Below are 19,629 nucleotides of genomic sequence, written 5' to 3' on the forward strand. Positions count from 1 at the left end.
TATTAATATTATGGATCATATTTTTAGTTGTTTTGGAAAAAGTAGTGAGAAAAAAATTAAATATACCGAAACAAACTGACTGGAATAGTAAATATGTAAACAACGCTCATAAATGGGGAATTAGGGCTCTTATCATTTCTTATATAATTGTTACGATGATATGTGCCACTATAAATCCTATTTATATTAGTAATTTACCCATACTATTTTTGATAACTTTATACTGCTTTCAATCATATATGGAGTGGAAATATGATAAAGAATCGAGGGAATATGTCATTTCTTTAGGAACAGTTCCATTATTAATCATAACAGGGATTATGTTTAATCTCTTCTTTTATAGTTATTGGATTTAATCATATGTGGAATGAACGGAGTGACAAAATGAAAATACCTAAATTACGTGCGGAAGTGATGATTTTAAATGAAGATCATTCTGAAGTACTTGTACAATGTGATGTAAGTAAAACATTTTATCGTTTTCCAGGTGGTTCTATTGAATTTGGTGAAACAGCAAAAGAAGCAATAAAGCGAGAATTAATGGAAGAATACGATTTGAAGATTGACGTTCAAGAGTTAGCTGTTGTAAATGAGGATATTTTCGAGTGGAACAACGGAAAAGGACATCACTGTACATTGCTACATTGGGGAACTGTTGAAGAGATAATTACAAATGAAATAAGACATAAAGAATATGAAGATATTAAATTAACTTGGAAAAGTATAAATGAATTAATGGAGAAGCCCACATATCCTAAAAGTATTGTAAGTTATTTAGAAGAGAATAACCGAAATATAGTCCACTTTATTTCTAAAAATAAATAAAGTAATAGGAGGGGAACAACAATGAGTACCTCTACAATTTTGATTATTATTATTGGACTGGGTATTGGTGGATATTTCTTAGAACAGTTTTTAAGAAGAAAATTGAATATGGAGATAAGGGGCTTCTTTGGATATAAGCATGTGAATAGTTTACATGTAAAATTAGAAATAGGGCTTATTATTATTTATATAATAGGTAGTTGTTATTATATGTTTAAATTTGAAAACTCTAAAATGGCTTATGTCATGTTCATTTATTTAGGGATATCATCGACTTTAAGAGCATGGATGGAATGGAAGTATGATAGAGAATCAAAAGAATATATACTGTCGATAACGGGAATGGTTACATGTATATTGATGCTCTCAATACTAGTTTATTTCGTTCCACCTGCTGCATAATAAGGTGATTATTAATGGTACAAATAAAGAGTTAACTAATAAATAAGAAACCATTTACTACTAAATGGTTTCTTATTTAAATTCATCATGTATTTTGGCTAATATGGATGTAATGAAATTCGTTTTATCCTCTGCATATTGATGTTTATCATTAGGATTAGCTTTTGAAAGTTGCATCTTTAACTGTTCATACTGTATACGAGAAGCTTTGTTGTTTATTAAGTAATCTCTGAATTGTAATTGCTCTATTAAATATGTATTTCCTTGTTCATACATATGAATTTGATGAGTTCGTGGTTCGCCTTTATTAAAATAATATCGCTCAGGTAGTACATCTTTTCTGTATTTATAGTTTAGCGGTTCTAACTTTTCAATACATGTTAAACCGTCCGTATAATCTTCTAATTCGATTGCAATATCAATAATTGGCTTTGCACTTAAATGTGGAATAGAAGTACTACCAATATGGTGTATCGCTAAAATATGTTCGCCAATTTGTTTCTCAATGAGTTGCTTCTCTTTCATAAACTCAATTTCCCACTCTTCAGTCCACGGAACTAAAAATATTTTTCCATACGGTAAACCTAACATTTAATTCGCACCTCTTTCAAAAGTCTATTACATTTTCTTAAAGCTTCTCAAAACAAGGTATTCCCACAATCTCCAAGGAAGGATCTTCTTCGCAAAGATCATAAATTTTACACCTTTTCCAATCGGATATCGTAAATTCGTACGCTTAGATTCAGCAATCTCTACGATTTTATTAGCAACATCTATTGGATTATCAAATGTATCACTGCCTCTATTAATATGTTTTTGTATTTTATCCATAGATTCTTTGTAAGGAGAAGTAGTATCAGATTGGTTTGTAGCTAGTTTTTTACCAACTTCCCATATATTCGTGTTATAAGAACCAGGTTCAATTAAAGCGACATCTATTCCGAAAGGTTTTCCTTCTAAACGAAGGGATTCACTCCAGCCTTCTAATGCATATTTTGAAGAAACGTAAGGGGATAGACCAGGGAATCCAACTTGACCACTAATGCTGCTTATATTAATAATTTTTCCACTTTTTTGTTCTCTCATATAAGGTAAAACAAGCTGTGTAATTGATATAGCTCCAAAAAGGTTCGTTTCAAATTGTTTACGGTATTCCTCTACTGGAATTTCTTCTACAAAGCCCCCATTCGCATATCCTGCGTTATTAATAAGTATGTCTACTCTGTTTATTTCCTTTATATATAATTGAAAGTTATGTATAGAGTTTTGATCGGTTACATCTAATTGTTGAACTGTTATGTTCTGCTGCAAGTTGAGTTGAGTAGCTTGAGATATTAAGTTTCCTTGTTTTTCAAGGTTCCTCATGGTAGCGATAACTAAATAATCTTTTTTTGCAAGTTCGAGTGTAGTTAATAGTCCAAATCCACTTGAAGCTCCTGTAATGATTGCGATTTTTTTATTCATTTTCTGCCAGCTTTCTTTTACTTTTATCATAACGAGTTATGATAAGAAAATCTATTATTCTTACATTTTCTTTGAGTGCTATTCATGTTAATTCTATATTCTATAATTTTTTTAAAAGAGGGAATTATACGGACTTATCGTATATAGAGAAGTGAGTATGAATACGTTAATGAAATGAGGGAATAAAAATGGCCCATGTGAAAGATGTATTAGCAGATCAATTGTTGGCGAATGCAAACGATCCTAGTTGGTATATTCCATTTTCAGATGCAGTGAAAGATCTTCCTGAGAGAGAAGCTTTCTGGAAACCGAATGAAGAGAGTAATAGTATAGCTGAAATTGTACAACATTTATTGTATTGGAACTCAACGTGGCAAACTAGGTACAAAGAATCAAATGTTAATGCTGTACCTGCTATTGGTGATAATAACAAAAGTTTTATGCTTTCAGATAATCAATCTTTCGATGAGTTAAGAGAAAAACTACTAGAGAAACTATTACAATGGCAAAACCTTATAAATGAAGAAAAGGTTGAAAGTGATGTAGTTGGATTTCCTGTTTCTGCAAAGTGGTGGGAAGTACTAGCGAATGTAACAACTCATAATGCTTATCATATTGGTCAAATTATTTATATCCGAAAGTTACAGAAGAGTTTTGATCATGAATAAGATCATAATTCTCAAATTAGGTGAACAAAAGTGGACAAAACGAGACAAGTGTCTCATTTTGTCCACTTTTTTATTTTGAAAGAATAGAGAAAACCTATGAAATCAAGGATTAGAATTTGGCACAGTATTTGCAATATAAAAGATGAACAAGAAAATAGGAGGGCTGGACATGTTAAAAACAACTGAAAGTAAAGGGAATGAAATTACGAAAGAACAAGCTCGTTGGATGTATGAAAAAATGTTAGAGATTCGTAAGTTTGAAGATAAGGTACATGAATTATTCGCGCAAGGCGTTCTACCAGGTTTCGTTCATTTATACGCAGGTGAAGAAGCGGTAGCAGTTGGTGTATGTGCCCACTTAACGGATCGTGACAGTATTACAAGTACGCATAGAGGACATGGACATTGTATCGCAAAAGGCTGTGATTTAAACGGTATGATGGCTGAACTTTTTGGAAAAGCGACAGGATTATGTAAAGGTAAAGGCGGTTCCATGCATATTGCCGATTTAAATAAAGGAATGCTTGGTGCAAATGGGATTGTAGGCGGAGGTTTTCCACTTGCTTGCGGCTCAGCATTGACAGCTAAATATAAAGGAACGAAAGATATAAGTGTTTGTTTCTTCGGTGACGGAGCAAATAATGAAGGGACATTTCACGAAGGGGTTAATTTAGCGGCGATTTGGAAGTTACCAGTTATTTTTATCGCAGAAAATAACGGTTATGGTGAGGCAACTACATTTGAATATGCTTCAAGTTGTGATTCCATTGCAGATCGCGCGAAAGCTTACAATATTCCAAGTGTCCAAGTAGATGGAAAAGATTTACTCGCAGTATATAAAGCGGCGGAAGAAGCGGTGGAGCGCGCACGTAATGGCGGTGGTCCAACAATAATTGAATGTATGACATATCGAAATTACGGTCATTTCGAAGGTGAAGCGCAAACATATAAAACTTCAGAAGAAAAAGAAGAACATTTAAATGAAAAAGATGCGATTGTGAATTTCCGTAAGCATTTAATTCATGAAGCTTTATTAACTGAATCTGAACTTGTGGATATGGAAAAGGCAGTAGATGAAGCAGTACAAAAATCAATTGAATTTAGTGAAAATAGTCCATATCCAGAGGATGAAGAATTATTAAAAGATGTATACGTTTCTTACAAATAAGAGGAGGGTGAAAAATAATGACTAGAACAGTAAGTATGTCAACTGCAATTAATGAAGCGATGAAAATATCAATGCGTCGTGATGAAAATGTAATTTTAATCGGAGAAGATGTTGCAGGTGGTGCGCAAGTGGATCACTTGCAAGATGATGAAGCGTGGGGCGGTGTACTCGGTGTTACGAAAGGGCTTGTGCAAGAATTTGGCCGGAATCGTATTTTAGATACTCCAATTTCTGAAGCTGGTTATATGGGAGCAGCAATGGCAGCTGCGGCAACGGGATTACGTCCGATTGCTGAATTAATGTTTAATGATTTTATCGGTAGTTGTCTTGATCAAGTATTAAACCAAGGTGCAAAGTTCCGCTATATGTTCGGTGGTAAAGCGAAAGTGCCAGTTACAGTACGTACGATGCATGGTGCAGGTTTTAGCGCAGCTGCACAACATTCACAAAGTTTGTATGCGTTATTTACAAGCATTCCAGGTATAAAAGTTGTCGTTCCTTCTACTCCATATGACGCAAAAGGCTTATTATTAGCGGCAATTGAAGATGATGACCCAGTAATCTTCTTTGAAGATAAAACACTTTACAATATGAAAGGTGAAGTGCCGGAAGGGTATTATACAATTCCATTAGGTAAAGCAGATATTAAACGAGAAGGTTCTGATGTAACAATCGTCGCCATTGGAAAACAAGTTCATACAGCACTTGTAGCTGCTGAGCAATTATCGAAAAAAGGACTTGAAGTAGAAGTAATTGATCCACGTTCTTTATCACCACTGGATGAAGATACGATTTTAGCATCTGTTGAAAAAACAAATCGTCTTATCGTCATTGACGAAGCAAACCCAAGATGTAGTATCGCAACAGATATAGCGGCAATTGTAGCGGATAAAGGATTTGATTTGTTAGATGCACCTATTAAACGAATTACAGCACCACATACACCTGTTCCGTTCTCGCCACCTCTTGAAAAGTTGTATTTGCCAACGCCAGAAAAAGTAATTGAAACTGTATCAGAAATGATCGGAGACCAATCTTTATTACATGTGTAATAAAACGATGAGAAGGGAGAGATAAGTATGGCTGTAGAAGTTGTAATGCCGAAGTTAGGTATGGCGATGAAAGAAGGTATTATTACGAGCTGGAATATTAAAACAGGTGATAATGTAGCAAAAGGTGAACTAATTGCTAGTATTAACTCGGAAAAAATCGAAACGGAAATAGAAGCACCAGCTGATGGAACTGTTCTTGATATAGCTGTTAGTGAAGATGAGGGAGTTCCACCTGGCACTGTAATTTGCTATATCGGTAAGTCGAATGAAAAAGTAGAAGTCTATGAAAGTACAAATGTTGTAGAAGAAAAAACATCTAATCCAGAACCTAAAAAGGTCCCACATCCAGACCCTTATGTGATAGATGTGACGAAGCAAAGAGTTAAAATATCTCCAGTAGCGAAGAAAATTGCAAAAACTGAAAATCTTGATATTATATCATTACTTGGTACTGGTCCCGGTGGAAGAATTACAAAGGTAGATGTATTAAAGGCGCTTGAAGAAAGAGTAGCAGTTCCAGAAGTACTTGAACAAGAAGAAAGTAAAGTAATTCCTGTTACCGGTATGCGGAAAGCAATCGCAAACCGTATGCATGCAAGCTTACAAAATAGTGCGCAATTAACATTAACGATGAAAGTAGATGTTACAGATTTAGTTGCTTTACATAAAGAGATAGCGGACGTTGTGCAAAAACGATACGATAACAAACTAACCATTACGGATTTCGTTTCTCATGCTGTTGTATTAGCGCTTGGAGAGCATAAAGAAATGAACAGTACTTATATAAATGATACTATTCATCAATTTGAACATGTTCATTTAGGTATGGCAGTCGCATTAGAAAAAGGATTAGTCGTTCCAGCTATTCGCTTTGCTAATAATTTATCTTTAGTAGAGTTATCTAAACAAATTAAAAACGTTGCACAAAAAGCAAGAGAAGGTAGTTTAAGTAGTGATGATATGCAAGGTACAACCTTTACAATTAGTAATTTAGGGAGCTTTGGAATTGAATATTTTACGCCAGTATTAAATACGCCGGAAACTGGTATTTTAGGCGTAGGTGCAATTGAACATGTTCCAGTATATAAAGGAAAGAAAATAAAAAAAGGCAGTATGTTACCTTTAAGTTTAACATTTGATCATCGTGTATTAGATGGTGCACCAGCAGCTGCATTTTTACGCACAATTAAACGTTATTTAGAAGAACCTGTAACAATTCTTTTATAAAGAGAAGGTGAGAGAATGAGTAAACTAGTCGTTATTGGTGGCGGACCTGCTGGCTATGTAGCGGCAATTACCGCGGCTCAAAATGGAAAAGATGTCACTCTTATTGATGAAGCTGATCTTGGCGGGACTTGTTTAAATGTTGGGTGCATGCCTACAAAATCATTGTTAGAAAGTGCAGAAGTGCATGATATTGTGAGAAAAGCGAATCATTATGGAGTCACACTTAACAATGGAAGTATATCAATTGATTGGAAGCAAATGCAGGCGAGGAAATCACAAATCGTAACGCAGCTTGTCCAAGGAATTCAATATTTAATGAAGAAAAATAAAATTAAAGTTATACAAGGTAAAGCGAACTTTGAAACGGATCATCGTGTGCGAGTTATATACGGTGATAAAGAAGATGTAGTAGATGGAGAACAGTTCATTATAGCGGCAGGTTCAGAACCGACTGCATTACCCTTTGCTCCATTTGACGGAAAGTGGATTTTAAATAGTAGCCATGCAATGTCCATAGATTATATACCAAAATCATTATTAATTGTTGGCGGTGGTGTAATAGGATGCGAGTTTGCAAGTATTTATAGTCGTCTTGGAACAAAAGTTACGATTGTTGAAATGGCACCGCAATTATTACCAGGTGAAGATGAAGATATCGCACACATTTTAAGAGGGAAACTAGAAAATGATGGTGTAGAAATATTTACAGGAGCAGCTTTAAAAGGATTAAATAATTATAAGAAGCAGGCTTCATTTGAATATGAAGGAAGTATCCAAGAAGTTAATCCAGAATTTGTTCTCGTTTCTGTCGGCCGAAAACCACGTGTACAACAATTAGATTTAGAAAAAGCAGGCATTCAATATTCAAATAAAGGAATTTCTGTGAATGAACATATGCAAACCAATGTATCACATATTTATGCAGCAGGAGATGTGATTGGTGGAATCCAGCTTGCTCACGTTGCCTTCCATGAAGGAACTACGGCAGCATTACACGCGAGTGGAGAAGATGTAAAAGTAAACTACCATGCTGTACCTCGCTGTATATATACAGCTCCAGAAATTGCTAGTGTCGGTTTAACAGAAAAAGATGCAAGAGAGAAGTACGGTGACATACAAATTGGAGAATTTCCTTTTACAGCAAACGGAAAAGCGCTTATTATTGGCGAACAAACAGGTAAAGTAAAAGTTATTGTGGAACCAAAATATCAAGAAATTGTAGGGATTTCTATTATTGGTCCACATGCAACTGAACTGATTGGACAAGGAACTGTAATGATTCATACAGAAGTTACCGCTGATATTATGAGAGATTATATTGCGGCACACCCAACTTTATCTGAAGCGATTCATGAAGCGCTATTGCAAGCGGTAGGACATGCTGTACATGCTTAAATGGAATTATAATAAACCACTATTCTCTAAATGTATGAGAGAATAGTGGTTTGAATTTTTACAGAAGAAATTGAATATCCTATTATTTTTTTACGTCAATCGCTGAAGTAATATCGTTCCAATCAGCAGCTAGATTAGCAGTTTTACCGTACCAATCAGCGTGTTTAAATATAACACCTTTTCCATATCCTTGTGTAGAAGTATGCTCCCAAAGTGTCGTTGAATAACTTGCAGAAGGTGATGCTGTACTTACAGAGGAAATTCTGTCGTTCCAGCTAGATGGTAAGTTTTTAAAGCCGCTGCTCCAGTAAATATATTGACCACCTTTATCTTTATGTTCATAAAAATCAGTACTACCAGCACCGCTACCTAAAGGATTAATTTTATTTTTAAGTACTTTTTTATCCTTTTCAATATAAGCATCTAATGTTTCTCTACTAGTAAAACCGTAAGCTAACCAATCTCCATTTTCATTTTGCTCTGGTAATACCATAGTAATTTGGATGTCTTTCTTATCTTGATCACTTAATTTTGTAAGTGAATTAACATTCTGTTCATCCACTTTTAAATAATCAAAAGACTTAATTGTGTTACTTTTTTCTTCAGCACTTGCTACTCCTAGTCCTCCAGTTAATGCAAATCCCGCTACTAATGTACCTGCTACTAATTTCTTCAACATATAACCATCCCTTTTTGTTTAGATTTTTGTACAGGTGAATATTTGTACTAGTAAAATGTATTCTAATTATAAACTATTGTAAATATTCTGAAGTTTTAGAAATAAAAGGCGGAATATTTACAGTTTTGCATTTTTTCTTTAGAAAAAATAGTTATTGGAATGATATAATAAATAGATATATCGCTTTTGTTGGATCTTAAAATGTTTTAGGGGGAAAGTCTTTGAAGTATTTTAATAAAGATTGGTATAAAGAAATGCAAGTATCTGGTTTTTTAAATTTCCCAGAAACAGTAGAAGAATGGGAAGAGATGTTGCGAGAGAGCGAAAAGGTAGGAATGGATTATAAGCAAAGTTTAAGAGAAGACGTGGAAGAAAAGAAAGAAGATTTATTAAAGTTTCTACCTAAGTCACTACATCCGTACATTCATGATAATACAATTAATTCAGAATACCCATCAGCAAAGTTAAAGAAACTTATGCTTGAGTGGAATGAAGATTATGAAAAAAGAATGAATAACTTAGAACAAACTTGTATAGATAATTATACTAGTATAAAAGAAAAGCTCCCGCAGAATGTCGTTCAACTACATGAATACTCACTACATGATAGTGTAGTCAAATCAGTAGAGAGAAGGTCAGAAGATACGCTAATTATAACTTTAGATTGCAGTGGTACTTTCAGTGAATTTGATAAACTACAAATAACTTTTACAGGCGTAACGAAATGTTCTATTCCGGAAAATTTTGAAGGTGCTTGGTGGTTATGTCATGAAATAGATCTTATTCATGAAGGATTCGAATTGGGTGTTTTATTTGATTGCCCATTTGAAGAAGTGACGATTTGTGCAAAAGATGTATTGCTTAAGATAGGTAACTAGTAAACTTTACAAACAAAAAACAGTCTTATTTGACTGTTTTTTATTTAGTTGCTAAATTATCAAGCTTCCAATATGTATCTGTTAATGAAGCAACTTTGCTATCTATGTATAGATACATATTATTTAAATCTTTTGGTAAAGTTTTCATATTAAATTCAATGTCGGTAGTGAAAGAAAACTCAGATGGAGCCTTTTTAGCATTTTGCATTTTCAACAGTTGCTCTATAGTATTCTTTTTTAAATATTTCTTCATAGTGCATTACATTCTTTTCAAGAGTGCTTTTTTCTTGTTTTGGTGTAGTACCTTTCTGTATTAAAAAGATAAACATAGGAATGATTTTACATTAATAGAAGGGGGAATAAAATGGTAATTGCGTAATATAAAAATATGCATTTATTTAGTTGTCAAGTTAATAGGATAGAAAAAGGGAGAAAACCTGTATAGAGTTGAATAAAGAAGTATTGAAAATATTGTAAAACAGAAAAAACATGCATATAATTGAAATATAGATTAATTTTCTGAATCTTCAATAATGGTGGTGCGAACATGTTTACTGAAGAGCGTAGAGAGAAAATTTTAGAGTTACTGAAGAAAGATGGAAGAGTAATTGCAAAGAGTCTAGCTGAAAGCTTCGATATGTCTATTGATTCTATAAGGAGAGATTTGTCTATTATGGAGAAAGATGGCTTGTTAAAAAGAACGCATGGAGGTGCAATTGAGCTTGCTAGAGTAAGGAATTTAGCTGCCGAGCCATTTGAGCGTTATAGTAATGGTTCTATATATGAAGGCGCAATTGCAAAAATTGCAGCTTCTTATATACAAGAAGGAGATTCCGTTTTTATTGGTGGGGCTTCTATTCATTATGCTATGTTAAAATATTTACCTGAAACATCATTTACAGTTATTACGAATGCTTTAGAAATTGCTAGTAAGTTACGGGAGTATAAGAATGTAGAAACGTATTTAATTGGTGGAAAGGTGAAACCATCAGGAAATATGACAGATACAATTGCCTCTGAAATGATCCATAGATTATCTATTGATCTGTATTTCTCTACAGGTGGTGGTATTTCATTGGATGGTATAAGTACTGCAACGCCGGAAGTTGCTTATTTTGGAAAAACAGTAAGTAAAATTGCTAGAAGAAATATTTGTTTAGCTCCTCATAATATACTCGGAATAGACTGCTTTATAAAAGGAGAGTCACTAATAGAAATTGACCTTATTATAACAGACGAAGAAGCTAGTAAAGAAATGATTCAACAATTTGAGGAACAAGGTAAAGAAATTGTAATAGCGTCAATTGATCCCATTTAAAAGGAGTTTACAATGATTATAAAAGGACAAGAGTTTCATATTAATGGATTAATTTATACAATTCGTTCTGCGGTTGAAACGGATGCGGAGCAGTTATCGAAAATTAGAGTTCAGATCGATGGCGAAACTGAAAATATGGATAGAGAAGCAGGCGAGGGATTTATAGATAAGATTGGGTTCCAAAAAATAATAAAAACAGATAGTGAAGAAATAAAGAATCTCTTTTTAGTTGTAGAAGTGCACAACCGAATCGTAGGGTTTTCAAGATGTGAAGGGTCAAATTTGAAAAGATTATCACATAAAGTAGAGTTTGGCGTTTGTATTTTAAGAGAGTTTTGGGGATACGGAATTGGTAAGAGTCTCTTGCAACAATCTATTCATTGGGCTGATGAAAATGAGATTAAAAAGATATCATTACAAGTATTAGAGACAAACGAAAAAGCCATTCAGCTTTATAAAAAATTAGGCTTTGAAATAGAAGGAATTTTGAAAAATGATAAAAAACTGTCAGATGAAAAGTATTATAATACGGTTTTAATGGGAAGGTGTATTTGAGTCTGTTCATTAAAGAGGTGGAAATGTATGTTTTATAGAAGAAAGTACTATATAGTAAAAAATGAATTTGTTAAAATTTTTAATGATCATTTCAATAACACGAACTTACCTAATCAGCTAAAGTATGGATCTAGGCTAATAGGGCGCTGGATGAAAGATAATAAGAATGGCACGACTGAAGTGTTTGCCATATGGGAATATGATAGTTATGAACAGTATAAAGAAATAGAATCAAAAATTAGAAGTGATGAGAAGCATACTAAAAAAATACATGAATGGTATGAAAAACATGGAGGGAAACAATATGTTTTACAGGAGTACATAGTAGAGATGAAAAATGAAGAGTTAGTGTGTACTGTAAAGTGATAGAGAGGTGAGGGATAATGGGAATGAAAATAAAATTATATTTTAGTGTAGCATCCACAATTTTATTTGCAATAGCCGTGATTGTTTTCTTTATAAATGGCAATCCACAAAAGTGGTTTTGGTTATGTATTTTCTTTGCTTCCATTATACAAAATATAGTGCTACTAAAAAAGAATAAAGAAGTGCATTAAGATATTCAAATTATTAACATATTTGTGTCGTCTTTCTAGTTTTGTTGAAAACGCTTTTATTCAGTTTTATAATAAAAGTATGTTTTTTACAGATCTCCAAAACAATGAATAGGGAGATGATACAATGCTAGCTTCACCGTTTTACTTACATACATGGAAAAAGTTTGTTGATGAAGGAGTCCTTGATTCGAACCGTATAAATGAAAGAATTTCAGAGTCATGGCATCGATGTAAACAAGCAAATGTGAATCCTCATATGAATAAAGGTCAGAAAATTTTGTCTTCTAATATTTTTCAAGACCAAAAGAAAAAGAGTGAAATCTTCCTAGATATCGCAATCCCTCAAATACAAAATATGAGAAAAACCATTGATGAACTGCAAATGATGGCATTATTAATTGATCCAGACGGTTACGTTCTATCGTTAAGTGGAAATGAACAAACGTTGAAACGAGCGAAACATATAAATTTCATTGAAGGTGTGAAATGGACGGAAGCAGCTGTTGGTACAAATGCGATAGGAACCGCGCTTGAGATTGAAGAGGCTATTATGATAAGTGGTACGGAGCATTATTCTGTCGCATCTCATAGCTGGAGCTGTGCGGCCGCTCCCATTCATAACGATGATGGGAAATTAATTGGCGTTCTAGATTTCTCCTGTCCAATTGAATTTTCGCATCCATATATGCTCGGAATGGTAACTTCGATTGCACATGCGATTGAACGTGAATGTAGTATTCGAGTACATCAAAATGAACTGCATTTAATCCATCGTTTTTTAGATGTAATTGATAGTGATGAACAAGTTGTAATTTGTAATCATCGTGATGTTATCGTTTCTGCAAGCAAGAGGGTTCGGGAACGAGTATGTAATTGGTCACGAATGAAACTTGCAGATTTAATGCACTATGGATTGAAAACTAAATTAGAAGTTCCAGTATACAGTAATAATAGAATGATTGGGAAATGTATTTATGTAAAGGAAAATAAACAAGTAAAATCATTTTCAACGTCCCCATTTATAAATGGCATCACTTTTCCTGGAGTGATTGGGACAAGTAGTGCATTTCAACATACATTAGAAGAAATTAAGCTTGTATCACCAACTGACGCAAGTGTATATGTTTGTGGTGGAACAGGTGTAGGAAAAGAATATGTTGCGAGAGCGATTCATGAAAATAGTCCAAGAAAAAATGGTCCTTTTATAGCTGTTAACTGCGGTTCATTACCGAAAGAATTAATGGAAAGTGAATTGTTCGGTTATGCTGAAGGAGCGTTTACAGGTGCACGGCGCCAAGGATATAAAGGGAAATTCGAACAAGCAGACGGAGGAACAATATTTTTAGATGAAATTGGTGAAGTGCCTCCAGAGATGCAAGTCGCATTATTGCGTGTTTTACAAGAACGAACAGTAACCCCAATTGGCAGTTCAAAAGAGGTGCCAGTAAATATTCGTATTATTACTGCGACACATAAAGATTTATTGCGATTAGTAGAAGAAGGGAAATTCCGTCAAGATTTATATTATCGTTTACATGTTTATCCACTATATGTCCCATCGTTAATAGAAAGAAAAGAGGATATTCCGTACTTCATAAAACATTTTTGCAAACGAAAGAATTGGAATGTTGTATTTCCAAAAAGTATTTGTAATCAATTTTCTCAGCATACATGGCCCGGAAATATTCGAGAATTATTAAATGTATTAGAACGCATTTACATTTTGTCGCAAGGACGAGAAATATGCGAAAAACAAATCTCTTTTTTATTACAAACAATGATGGGAAATCAACCTCAATTTGAATTGCAAGCAGAAAATAAAACAGAGAACACATTAAATTTCCGTGAAAAAATACAGCGTGATAGCATGATTGAAGCGTTAGAAAAGACAAATGGAAATGTTTCATTAGCTGCAAAACTTTTAGATGTACCTCGAAGTACATTTTATAAACGAATGCAAAAATATAAGTTATAAAGTAGATTTTTGTAATCTACTTTTTCTTTGTGGGCTCATGTTCTGTCGGAATGTGCGCTTACCGGGGAAATAATAGAATAGTTAGAAATTAATTTCCAGAAGGAGGACTTATGTGAAGTATATTGAAATTGGCATCGGAAATAAGTGGTTTGTTCGAACAGAAACCGAAAATAAAGATGGAACTGAATTTGAAGAAAGAGGGATTATAAAACCTATTTATTTTGAGTCACTATACGTACGAATGTGGTTTCGGAAAACGTGTTTAATTTTTGATACGAAAGAAGGGTTTAAAAAGGTTAAGAAGAGGAGGGTTGAATATAAATTTATAGTTGGAATTGTAAGTAGACTAGATAAAGAAAAAATGGGCTAGCACGCATAGTTATATTGACCAGGAAATTCTTTTGACTTATATCCAATTCATGAAAAGCACTTTTACTAAATATTAATTGTTAATAAAAACCGCTAAGGAAACTTAGCGGTTTCTTTTTAAAAAGGAGGGATTTGCATATGAATAGGATCGTAACTGTTTTACTTGCAATTATTATAATGGGGTATTCCATTTATAGTTGGAATGATACTTCGGAACTAAGTATGCTAATTTTACAAACGCTTTTAGGGTTTCTGTTAGTTAGTTTAGGGGTGCAAAATTTAAAAAATAACGAAAAAGAAAAAATAAGTATAGGAATTGCTTTACTACTTGTGGCTTTGTTTTTAATTGTTGTAGCTTTAATAAAATATTTTGTATGAATAAGTTTTTAAATTAATAAAAAATGATTATTTATTGACCCCCCCTCACAATAAAAAGTTAAAATTCTACTTGTATTTCACTATATAAAATATGGCATAATGATTGAGTTAAAATAGAAATGGATAGGGTATTTGAGAGGGGCAGTATAATGAGTTTTGCAATAGAAATAGTAATAAAAGCATCAATGGATGTTGTATGTGACTACATAATAGAAGATGAAAAAATAAAAGAATGGAATACGTTTATAATAGAAAATCGCTATCCTTCAAATGTAGATAAAGAGAATCCACGTATAGGAGATAAATATATTTCTGTTCAAAAAGTAGGTAAGAAAATATTTGAGGCAGAAGTAGAAATTCTTGAATACGATGCACCACATATTATTTCACTAGGTAGTGAAATGAAGCAAGGTTATTCAGCGATGACTTATATGTTAGAAGAAGATGAGGAAGGTACAGCACTAACATTAATTTCAGAATATGAACCTAGTAATTTTTATTATAAAATTATGTATAAGTTAACAGGCTGGATTTCACGAGGTTTAGCAATGGAACAAATGGAGCGTCTAGCAGAATGTGTAGAAGCTGCTTATCATCAAGAAGTTTAATATTAAACATATATTAAGGTAAAAGCGTTACTCAATCTCGTGAGTAACGCTTTTACTGTTTGAAGATTTTTTTATTGAAAATCTCAATAGCTTTTTCATATATTTCTTTATCAACACAAAATCTTTCTGTTATCCAATAATTAAGTTCAGAAGATGTAATGATTTGTTCTCTTTTCTTACCTTGGAAATATCGTTTTAAAACATTATCATTAATAGAAGTTGGAATACCATCGATATAACCGAAAATCTGAATTTTCTTTAATACAGGAGATGTATGCCAATCGTTAGACTTTGTAATGAGTTCTTTCATACTTGATAAATGTATTGGCTCTGTATGTAAGATTTTTGCTGGACCTGGATTTCTAGCAATTTTAATCCTATTATTTGAGACTTCATAAGTGAAAGTTTCTCTTACATTACTTACTTGAAATGATTCATAAAGTGGGTAAGCTTGGAATAAAGGTGCACAATAACCAACATCAACATAATAAGGTTGGTCTAAGTTAACCTGTAAGCATAAATGTCCGGGATCCATATACATATAATGAACATTAAAACCAAGATTTGATAATAACCAATGGAATCCAATTGAGTGCGTCCAACAAGTACCCCCGAGACCTTTTGTTGTAATACGGTTTATGTATGTCTCAATGGAAGGAAAATAATTACCTGTTTCATTACCCTTTTCCCAGTCAATTATTTTAGTAAGGGTTTCCCATTTTATTTTTTCTTGATGAGCTTTAATAAGCTCATTTAAAAACTTTAAGCTAGTAGGCTGTTTTGTCGTACCTAAAAATGATAGAAAGCTATTTACTAGTTGTACTTGGGTCATTTTCTTATCCTTTCTATATAGAAATTGTTATTGGTATTATTATACAATGAGTTTCAGAAAATACAGTTATTTATTAATGGAGTGGGAGAGAATTATATGTCGATGTCGCTATATTATAAAAAAATCCGTGAGAAATTAGGCCATGAACTAATTCTAATACCGAGTGTAGCTGCTGTTATTAAAAATGAGCAAGGGAAAATCTTGTTTCAATATCCTGGTGGAGAAGACTGGGGTTTGCCAGCTGGAGCAATTGAACCTGGAGAAGCTCCAGAAGAAGCAGTAATTCGGGAAGTATGGGAAGAAACAGGATTGAAAGTACAAGTAAAAAACAAAAAGGGGTATTTGGAGGGGAAGAGTTTCGTTATACATATGCAAATGGAGATAAGGTAGAATATATTGTTGTTGTATTTGAGTGTGAAATTAGCGGTGGCGAGTTGAAATTGATAGATGGTGAATCGTTAAAACTAAAATACTTCCCTTTATCTGAAAAGCCCCTTTTAGCATTGCCATACCCAGATAAAATATTTTTATAGTTGTAAAATAGCACACCGTATTTATTGCAGGTGTGCTATTTATATAACCCCGTCGTATACATCTCCGTTAACGTATACACAATTTCCTCTAAGTTAATCTTTTTGTCATTTTGCGTAATAGTCCAAAGAAACGATTCATTCATCGCGAACCAACCGCGTGCTACAATCTCTTTATTTAAATTAGGTTGTGCTAATCCACTTTCTTGAGAGTATGTAATATCCTGTTTAATGCTTTTTATAAAACGTTCCCGAATCTCCTCCCATTTTTGCCGTATTTCTCTTGATAATCCTATTGCTTCTTCTACAACTTGTAAAATAGCGCGTTCTTCATCTGCTAATTGCAGGAATGCTCTAACTTGATTTTTGATCATTATACGTGCTTCCTTTTTTGTTTGTGGAGAAAAAGAGCGTTCAGCGATATTATAAAAACGATTCATAACATCTTCCATTAAACTAATTAGGAGATCATCTTTGTTTTTAAAGTATACATATGCCGTTCCGTAACCAGTTTCTGCATGTTTTATAATTTGTGTAATTGTTGTTTTTTGAAATCCGTTACGTATAAAAATAGTGTAACCAGAGTGTAATAGTTTTTTCTTTGTCTCTAAGGAGCGGTGTTTTCTTGATGAAAGAGTACTGTTTTTCAAAGAATCACCTCTTTATACTGAAATATCTGAAAATATAACTGTATTGTAAAAGAAATTCATATATAAAGTCAACTGACATAATATCATTGACGTTATATCAACTAAGGTGATATATTTCAATTAGTTAGAATAAAAAGAAAATTAAGAGAAGGTGACACCATGTATAAAGAACCATTTCAACCAACTTATGAGTATGCGCTTGAATGTGATAAACATGATGAACTGAAAGATTTTCAAACTGAATTTTATAAAAAAGAAGGAACAATATATTTAGATGGAAACTCATTAGGGCTACTTTCAAAAAGAGCAGAGAAATCGTTACTTACTTTGCTAGATTCATGGAAAGAGTACGGTATTGACGGCTGGACCGAGGGTGAGCATCCGTGGTTTTTCCTTTCGGAGAAATTAGGTGAATTGACTGCACCTCTTATTGGAGCTTTACCAGAAGAAACTATTGTAACCGGTTCCACGACAACGAATATTCATCAAGTAATCGCAACTTTCTATGAGCCGAAAGGAATTCGCACAAAAATCCTTGCGGATGAGTTGACATTCCCGTCCGATATATATGCACTTCAAAGTCAAATTCGTTTAAAAGGATTAGATCCAGATGAGCATTTAGTACGAGTGAAGAGCCGAGATGGTAGAACACTTTCTGAAGATGATATTATTCATGCAATGACAGATGATATCGCGTTAATTTTATTACCTTCTGTACTATATAGAAGTGGCCAAGTTCTTGATATGAAACGTTTAACAGCGGAAGCACATAAGCGTGGTATTCATATCGGATTTGATTTATGTCATTCAATAGGATCTATTCCACATCATTTCAAAGAGTGGGATGTTGATTTCGCTGTATGGTGTAATTATAAATATTTAAATGCAGGACCTGGCGGTGTTGGGGGCCTTTATATAAATAATAAACATTTTAATAGACTTCCAGGATTGTCTGGTTGGTTTAGTTCTAGAAAAGATAAGCAGTTTGATATGGAACATACATTAACAGCTGCTGATCATGCAGGTGCGTATCAAATTGGTACACCGCACGTATTAAGTACTGCACCTTTAATCGGTTCACTTGAAATATTTAAAGATGCTGGTATAGAACGTTTACGTGAAAAATCCCTACATATTACAAGATACATGCTTGAATTAATTGGGCATGAATTAAAAGATTTCGGATTTACAATTGGAAATCCATTAGAGGATGAAAAACGAGGCGGGCATATTTATTTAGAGCATGCAGAAGCAGCGCGCATATGTAAAGCGTTAAAAGCAAATGGAGTTATTCCTGATTTCCGTGCACCTAATGGAGTAAGACTTGCTCCAGTCGCTTTATATAACACATACGAAGAAGTCTGGAAATCTGTACAAATATTAAAGAAAATCATGAAAGATGAAGAGTATAAACAGTTTGAAAATAAGCGAGAGGTTGTGGCATAAGTATGAAAACATCAGAGTGGATTGATATTTCACAACCGCTAAATAATGATATTGCTACTTGGCCAGGAGACACACCGTTCTCGTATGAAGTATCATGGTCAAAAGAAGAGAGTGGTTCAGTAAATGTTGGAAAGTTAACGATGAGTATTCATACAGGTACTCATATTGATGCACCGTTTCATTTTGATAATGATGGAAAGAAAGTGTTAGATTTAGATATTCAAGTTTATGTCGGACCTACGCGAATCATTGACGTTTCTAATCTTGAAAGCATCGGGAAAAAGGAATTAGAAAACTTTCATTTAGAAGGAGTAGAACGCTTGTTGTTACGCACATCTTCACATGGTAAAGCGAATGAATTCCCAGATGTAATCCCGCATTTACGTGCGGATATAGCACCGTTTCTTTCAGAGAAAGGTATACGTTTAATCGGGGTGGATGTACCGTCAGTTGATCCATTAGATGATAAAGAATTAGAAGCGCATCATCAATTGTTTAAACATGGCATACACATTTTAGAAAATGTCGTACTAGATCACGTAGCAGACGGCGATTATGAATTGATCGCATTACCACTTGCCTTAACAGAGGCAGATGGAAGTCCAGTTCGAGCAGTTATTAGACCAATATAAGTAGAAATATATAAAAGGGGC

Annotated in this window: 22 protein-coding genes and 3 pseudogenes; 19 read left to right on the forward strand and 6 right to left on the reverse strand. The window is 33.6% G+C overall.

Going from position 1 to position 19,629, the window contains the following annotated elements:
- Positions 1-32 precede the first annotated feature (32 nt).
- Genes VF726_RS20985 through VF726_RS20995 form a run of 3 tightly spaced genes read left to right on the forward strand, consistent with a single transcriptional unit; the run spans position 33 to position 1,227 of the window.
- Positions 33-356 carry a DUF4181 domain-containing protein gene (locus tag VF726_RS20985; RefSeq protein WP_440172063.1) on the forward strand — a complete coding sequence of 108 codons (324 nt, stop codon included), beginning with the start codon at positions 33-35 and terminating at the stop codon, positions 354-356.
- A gap of 28 nt (positions 357-384) precedes the next feature.
- Positions 385-825, forward strand: a complete 441-nt coding sequence (locus tag VF726_RS20990) for an NUDIX domain-containing protein (RefSeq protein WP_440171783.1) — start codon at positions 385-387, stop codon at positions 823-825.
- Between the two features lie 21 nt (positions 826-846).
- Positions 847-1,227, forward strand: coding sequence for a DUF4181 domain-containing protein (locus tag VF726_RS20995; protein ID WP_429603485.1), 381 nt, complete (start codon positions 847-849; stop codon positions 1,225-1,227).
- A gap of 72 nt (positions 1,228-1,299) precedes the next feature.
- Here VF726_RS20995 and VF726_RS21000 read toward each other — a convergent pair whose 3' ends face one another.
- Positions 1,300-1,818 (reverse strand): GrpB family protein, encoded by a 519-nt coding sequence (locus VF726_RS21000; protein ID WP_440171785.1) that lies wholly within the window; start codon positions 1,816-1,818, stop codon positions 1,300-1,302.
- A 27-nt stretch (positions 1,819-1,845) separates the two neighbouring features.
- Positions 1,846-2,691 carry an oxidoreductase gene (locus tag VF726_RS21005; protein WP_440171787.1) on the reverse strand — a complete coding sequence of 282 codons (846 nt, stop codon included), beginning with the start codon at positions 2,689-2,691 and terminating at the stop codon, positions 1,846-1,848.
- A gap of 188 nt (positions 2,692-2,879) precedes the next feature.
- Between VF726_RS21005 and VF726_RS21010 the strand changes: the two genes are divergently transcribed.
- From VF726_RS21010 to lpdA, 5 genes are all read left to right on the forward strand, one after another.
- Positions 2,880-3,359, forward strand: a complete 480-nt coding sequence (locus VF726_RS21010) for a DinB family protein (protein ID WP_440171789.1) — start codon at positions 2,880-2,882, stop codon at positions 3,357-3,359.
- Positions 3,360-3,528: 169 nt separating this feature from the next.
- Positions 3,529-4,527, forward strand: a complete 999-nt coding sequence (gene acoA / locus VF726_RS21015; protein WP_440171791.1) for an acetoin:2,6-dichlorophenolindophenol oxidoreductase subunit alpha — start codon at positions 3,529-3,531, stop codon at positions 4,525-4,527.
- A gap of 17 nt (positions 4,528-4,544) precedes the next feature.
- On the forward strand, positions 4,545-5,579 hold the full coding sequence (gene acoB / locus VF726_RS21020; protein WP_070806207.1) for an acetoin:2,6-dichlorophenolindophenol oxidoreductase subunit beta: 1,035 nt from the start codon (positions 4,545-4,547) through the stop codon (positions 5,577-5,579).
- A gap of 27 nt (positions 5,580-5,606) precedes the next feature.
- On the forward strand, positions 5,607-6,806 hold the full coding sequence (locus tag VF726_RS21025) for a dihydrolipoamide acetyltransferase family protein (protein WP_440171794.1): 1,200 nt from the start codon (positions 5,607-5,609) through the stop codon (positions 6,804-6,806).
- 15 nt (positions 6,807-6,821) lie between these two features.
- Complete coding sequence (lpdA, locus tag VF726_RS21030) at positions 6,822-8,201, forward strand: dihydrolipoyl dehydrogenase (RefSeq protein ID WP_098228377.1); 1,380 nt, start codon at positions 6,822-6,824, stop codon at positions 8,199-8,201.
- Between the two features lie 82 nt (positions 8,202-8,283).
- On the opposite strand, the gene VF726_RS21035 is transcribed toward lpdA, so the two are convergent.
- A complete protein-coding gene (locus VF726_RS21035; protein WP_000914455.1) occupies positions 8,284-8,880 on the reverse strand; it encodes a hypothetical protein in 597 nt (198 codons plus the stop codon).
- Positions 8,881-9,101: 221 nt separating this feature from the next.
- Here VF726_RS21035 and VF726_RS21040 point away from each other — a divergent pair, with 221 nt between their 5' ends.
- Complete coding sequence (locus tag VF726_RS21040) at positions 9,102-9,758, forward strand: DUF4085 family protein (RefSeq protein ID WP_440171796.1); 657 nt, start codon at positions 9,102-9,104, stop codon at positions 9,756-9,758.
- A 40-nt stretch (positions 9,759-9,798) separates the two neighbouring features.
- On the opposite strand, the pseudogene VF726_RS21045 reads toward VF726_RS21040, so the two are convergent.
- Positions 9,799-10,060 (reverse strand): annotated as a pseudogene (locus tag VF726_RS21045) (hypothetical protein); the annotation flags it as partial.
- Between the two features lie 245 nt (positions 10,061-10,305).
- On the opposite strand from VF726_RS21045, the gene VF726_RS21050 reads away from it, so the two are divergent.
- The 7 genes from VF726_RS21050 to VF726_RS21080 all read left to right on the forward strand — a co-directional run bounded on the left by VF726_RS21050 (position 10,306) and on the right by VF726_RS21080 (position 15,518).
- Positions 10,306-11,076, forward strand: coding sequence for a DeoR/GlpR family DNA-binding transcription regulator (locus VF726_RS21050; protein ID WP_440171798.1), 771 nt, complete (start codon positions 10,306-10,308; stop codon positions 11,074-11,076).
- 12 nt (positions 11,077-11,088) lie between these two features.
- Positions 11,089-11,631 (forward strand): N-acetyltransferase family protein, encoded by a 543-nt coding sequence (locus tag VF726_RS21055; RefSeq protein ID WP_440171800.1) that lies wholly within the window; start codon positions 11,089-11,091, stop codon positions 11,629-11,631.
- Positions 11,632-11,658: 27 nt separating this feature from the next.
- The gene (locus tag VF726_RS21060; protein ID WP_103626028.1) at positions 11,659-11,997 is read left to right on the forward strand and encodes an NIPSNAP family protein; all 339 of its coding nucleotides are present in this window, start codon (positions 11,659-11,661) and stop codon (positions 11,995-11,997) included.
- Positions 11,998-12,312: 315 nt separating this feature from the next.
- On the forward strand, positions 12,313-14,163 hold the full coding sequence (locus tag VF726_RS21065; protein WP_440171802.1) for a sigma-54-dependent Fis family transcriptional regulator: 1,851 nt from the start codon (positions 12,313-12,315) through the stop codon (positions 14,161-14,163).
- A gap of 112 nt (positions 14,164-14,275) precedes the next feature.
- Positions 14,276-14,533 carry a DUF3977 family protein gene (locus tag VF726_RS21070; RefSeq protein WP_103626025.1) on the forward strand — a complete coding sequence of 86 codons (258 nt, stop codon included), beginning with the start codon at positions 14,276-14,278 and terminating at the stop codon, positions 14,531-14,533.
- A 137-nt stretch (positions 14,534-14,670) separates the two neighbouring features.
- Complete coding sequence (locus tag VF726_RS21075) at positions 14,671-14,910, forward strand: DUF3953 domain-containing protein (protein ID WP_440171804.1); 240 nt, start codon at positions 14,671-14,673, stop codon at positions 14,908-14,910.
- A gap of 149 nt (positions 14,911-15,059) precedes the next feature.
- Complete coding sequence (locus tag VF726_RS21080) at positions 15,060-15,518, forward strand: SRPBCC family protein (RefSeq protein WP_440171806.1); 459 nt, start codon at positions 15,060-15,062, stop codon at positions 15,516-15,518.
- A gap of 27 nt (positions 15,519-15,545) precedes the next feature.
- Here the strand turns inward: VF726_RS21080 and VF726_RS21085 are convergent.
- A pseudogene (locus VF726_RS21085) lies at positions 15,546-16,350 on the reverse strand (arylamine N-acetyltransferase).
- Between the two features lie 96 nt (positions 16,351-16,446).
- On the opposite strand from VF726_RS21085, the pseudogene VF726_RS21090 reads away from it, so the two are divergent.
- Positions 16,447-16,883: pseudogene (locus VF726_RS21090) on the forward strand (NUDIX domain-containing protein).
- Between the two features lie 35 nt (positions 16,884-16,918).
- Here VF726_RS21090 and VF726_RS21095 read toward each other — a convergent pair.
- Positions 16,919-17,530, reverse strand: coding sequence for a TetR/AcrR family transcriptional regulator (locus VF726_RS21095; RefSeq protein WP_440171808.1), 612 nt, complete (start codon positions 17,528-17,530; stop codon positions 16,919-16,921).
- Between the two features lie 159 nt (positions 17,531-17,689).
- On the opposite strand from VF726_RS21095, the gene kynU reads away from it, so the two are divergent.
- Both kynU and kynB read left to right on the forward strand, forming a co-directional pair.
- Positions 17,690-18,976 (forward strand): kynureninase, encoded by a 1,287-nt coding sequence (gene kynU / locus VF726_RS21100; RefSeq protein WP_440171810.1) that lies wholly within the window; start codon positions 17,690-17,692, stop codon positions 18,974-18,976.
- A 2-nt stretch (positions 18,977-18,978) separates the two neighbouring features.
- Positions 18,979-19,608, forward strand: a complete 630-nt coding sequence (gene kynB, locus VF726_RS21105; RefSeq protein WP_440171812.1) for an arylformamidase — start codon at positions 18,979-18,981, stop codon at positions 19,606-19,608.
- Positions 19,609-19,629: the final 21 nt, after the last annotated feature.

The sequence above is a fragment of the Bacillus sp. Brlt_9 genome (genome assembly GCF_051948935.1).
Lineage (GTDB): Bacteria > Bacillota > Bacilli > Bacillales > Bacillaceae_G > Bacillus_A.

Coding starts and splice junctions, on each gene's coding strand:
- VF726_RS21075 (WP_440171804.1), top strand. CDS start 14,671: ATGAATAGGATCGTAACTGTTTTACTTGCAATTATTATAATGGGGTAT.
- VF726_RS21065 (WP_440171802.1), top strand. CDS start 12,313: ATGCTAGCTTCACCGTTTTACTTACATACATGGAAAAAGTTTGTTGAT.
- VF726_RS21035 (WP_000914455.1), bottom strand. CDS start 8,880: ATGTTGAAGAAATTAGTAGCAGGTACATTAGTAGCGGGATTTGCATTA.
- VF726_RS21000 (WP_440171785.1), bottom strand. CDS start 1,818: ATGTTAGGTTTACCGTATGGAAAAATATTTTTAGTTCCGTGGACTGAA.
- acoB (WP_070806207.1), top strand. CDS start 4,545: ATGACTAGAACAGTAAGTATGTCAACTGCAATTAATGAAGCGATGAAA.
- VF726_RS21005 (WP_440171787.1), bottom strand. CDS start 2,691: ATGAATAAAAAAATCGCAATCATTACAGGAGCTTCAAGTGGATTTGGA.
- VF726_RS21025 (WP_440171794.1), top strand. CDS start 5,607: ATGGCTGTAGAAGTTGTAATGCCGAAGTTAGGTATGGCGATGAAAGAA.
- kynB (WP_440171812.1), top strand. CDS start 18,979: ATGAAAACATCAGAGTGGATTGATATTTCACAACCGCTAAATAATGAT.
- VF726_RS21055 (WP_440171800.1), top strand. CDS start 11,089: ATGATTATAAAAGGACAAGAGTTTCATATTAATGGATTAATTTATACA.
- VF726_RS20995 (WP_429603485.1), top strand. CDS start 847: ATGAGTACCTCTACAATTTTGATTATTATTATTGGACTGGGTATTGGT.
- VF726_RS21050 (WP_440171798.1), top strand. CDS start 10,306: ATGTTTACTGAAGAGCGTAGAGAGAAAATTTTAGAGTTACTGAAGAAA.
- kynU (WP_440171810.1), top strand. CDS start 17,690: ATGTATAAAGAACCATTTCAACCAACTTATGAGTATGCGCTTGAATGT.
- VF726_RS21060 (WP_103626028.1), top strand. CDS start 11,659: ATGTTTTATAGAAGAAAGTACTATATAGTAAAAAATGAATTTGTTAAA.
- VF726_RS20990 (WP_440171783.1), top strand. CDS start 385: ATGAAAATACCTAAATTACGTGCGGAAGTGATGATTTTAAATGAAGAT.
- VF726_RS21080 (WP_440171806.1), top strand. CDS start 15,060: ATGAGTTTTGCAATAGAAATAGTAATAAAAGCATCAATGGATGTTGTA.
- lpdA (WP_098228377.1), top strand. CDS start 6,822: ATGAGTAAACTAGTCGTTATTGGTGGCGGACCTGCTGGCTATGTAGCG.
- acoA (WP_440171791.1), top strand. CDS start 3,529: ATGTTAAAAACAACTGAAAGTAAAGGGAATGAAATTACGAAAGAACAA.
- VF726_RS21010 (WP_440171789.1), top strand. CDS start 2,880: ATGGCCCATGTGAAAGATGTATTAGCAGATCAATTGTTGGCGAATGCA.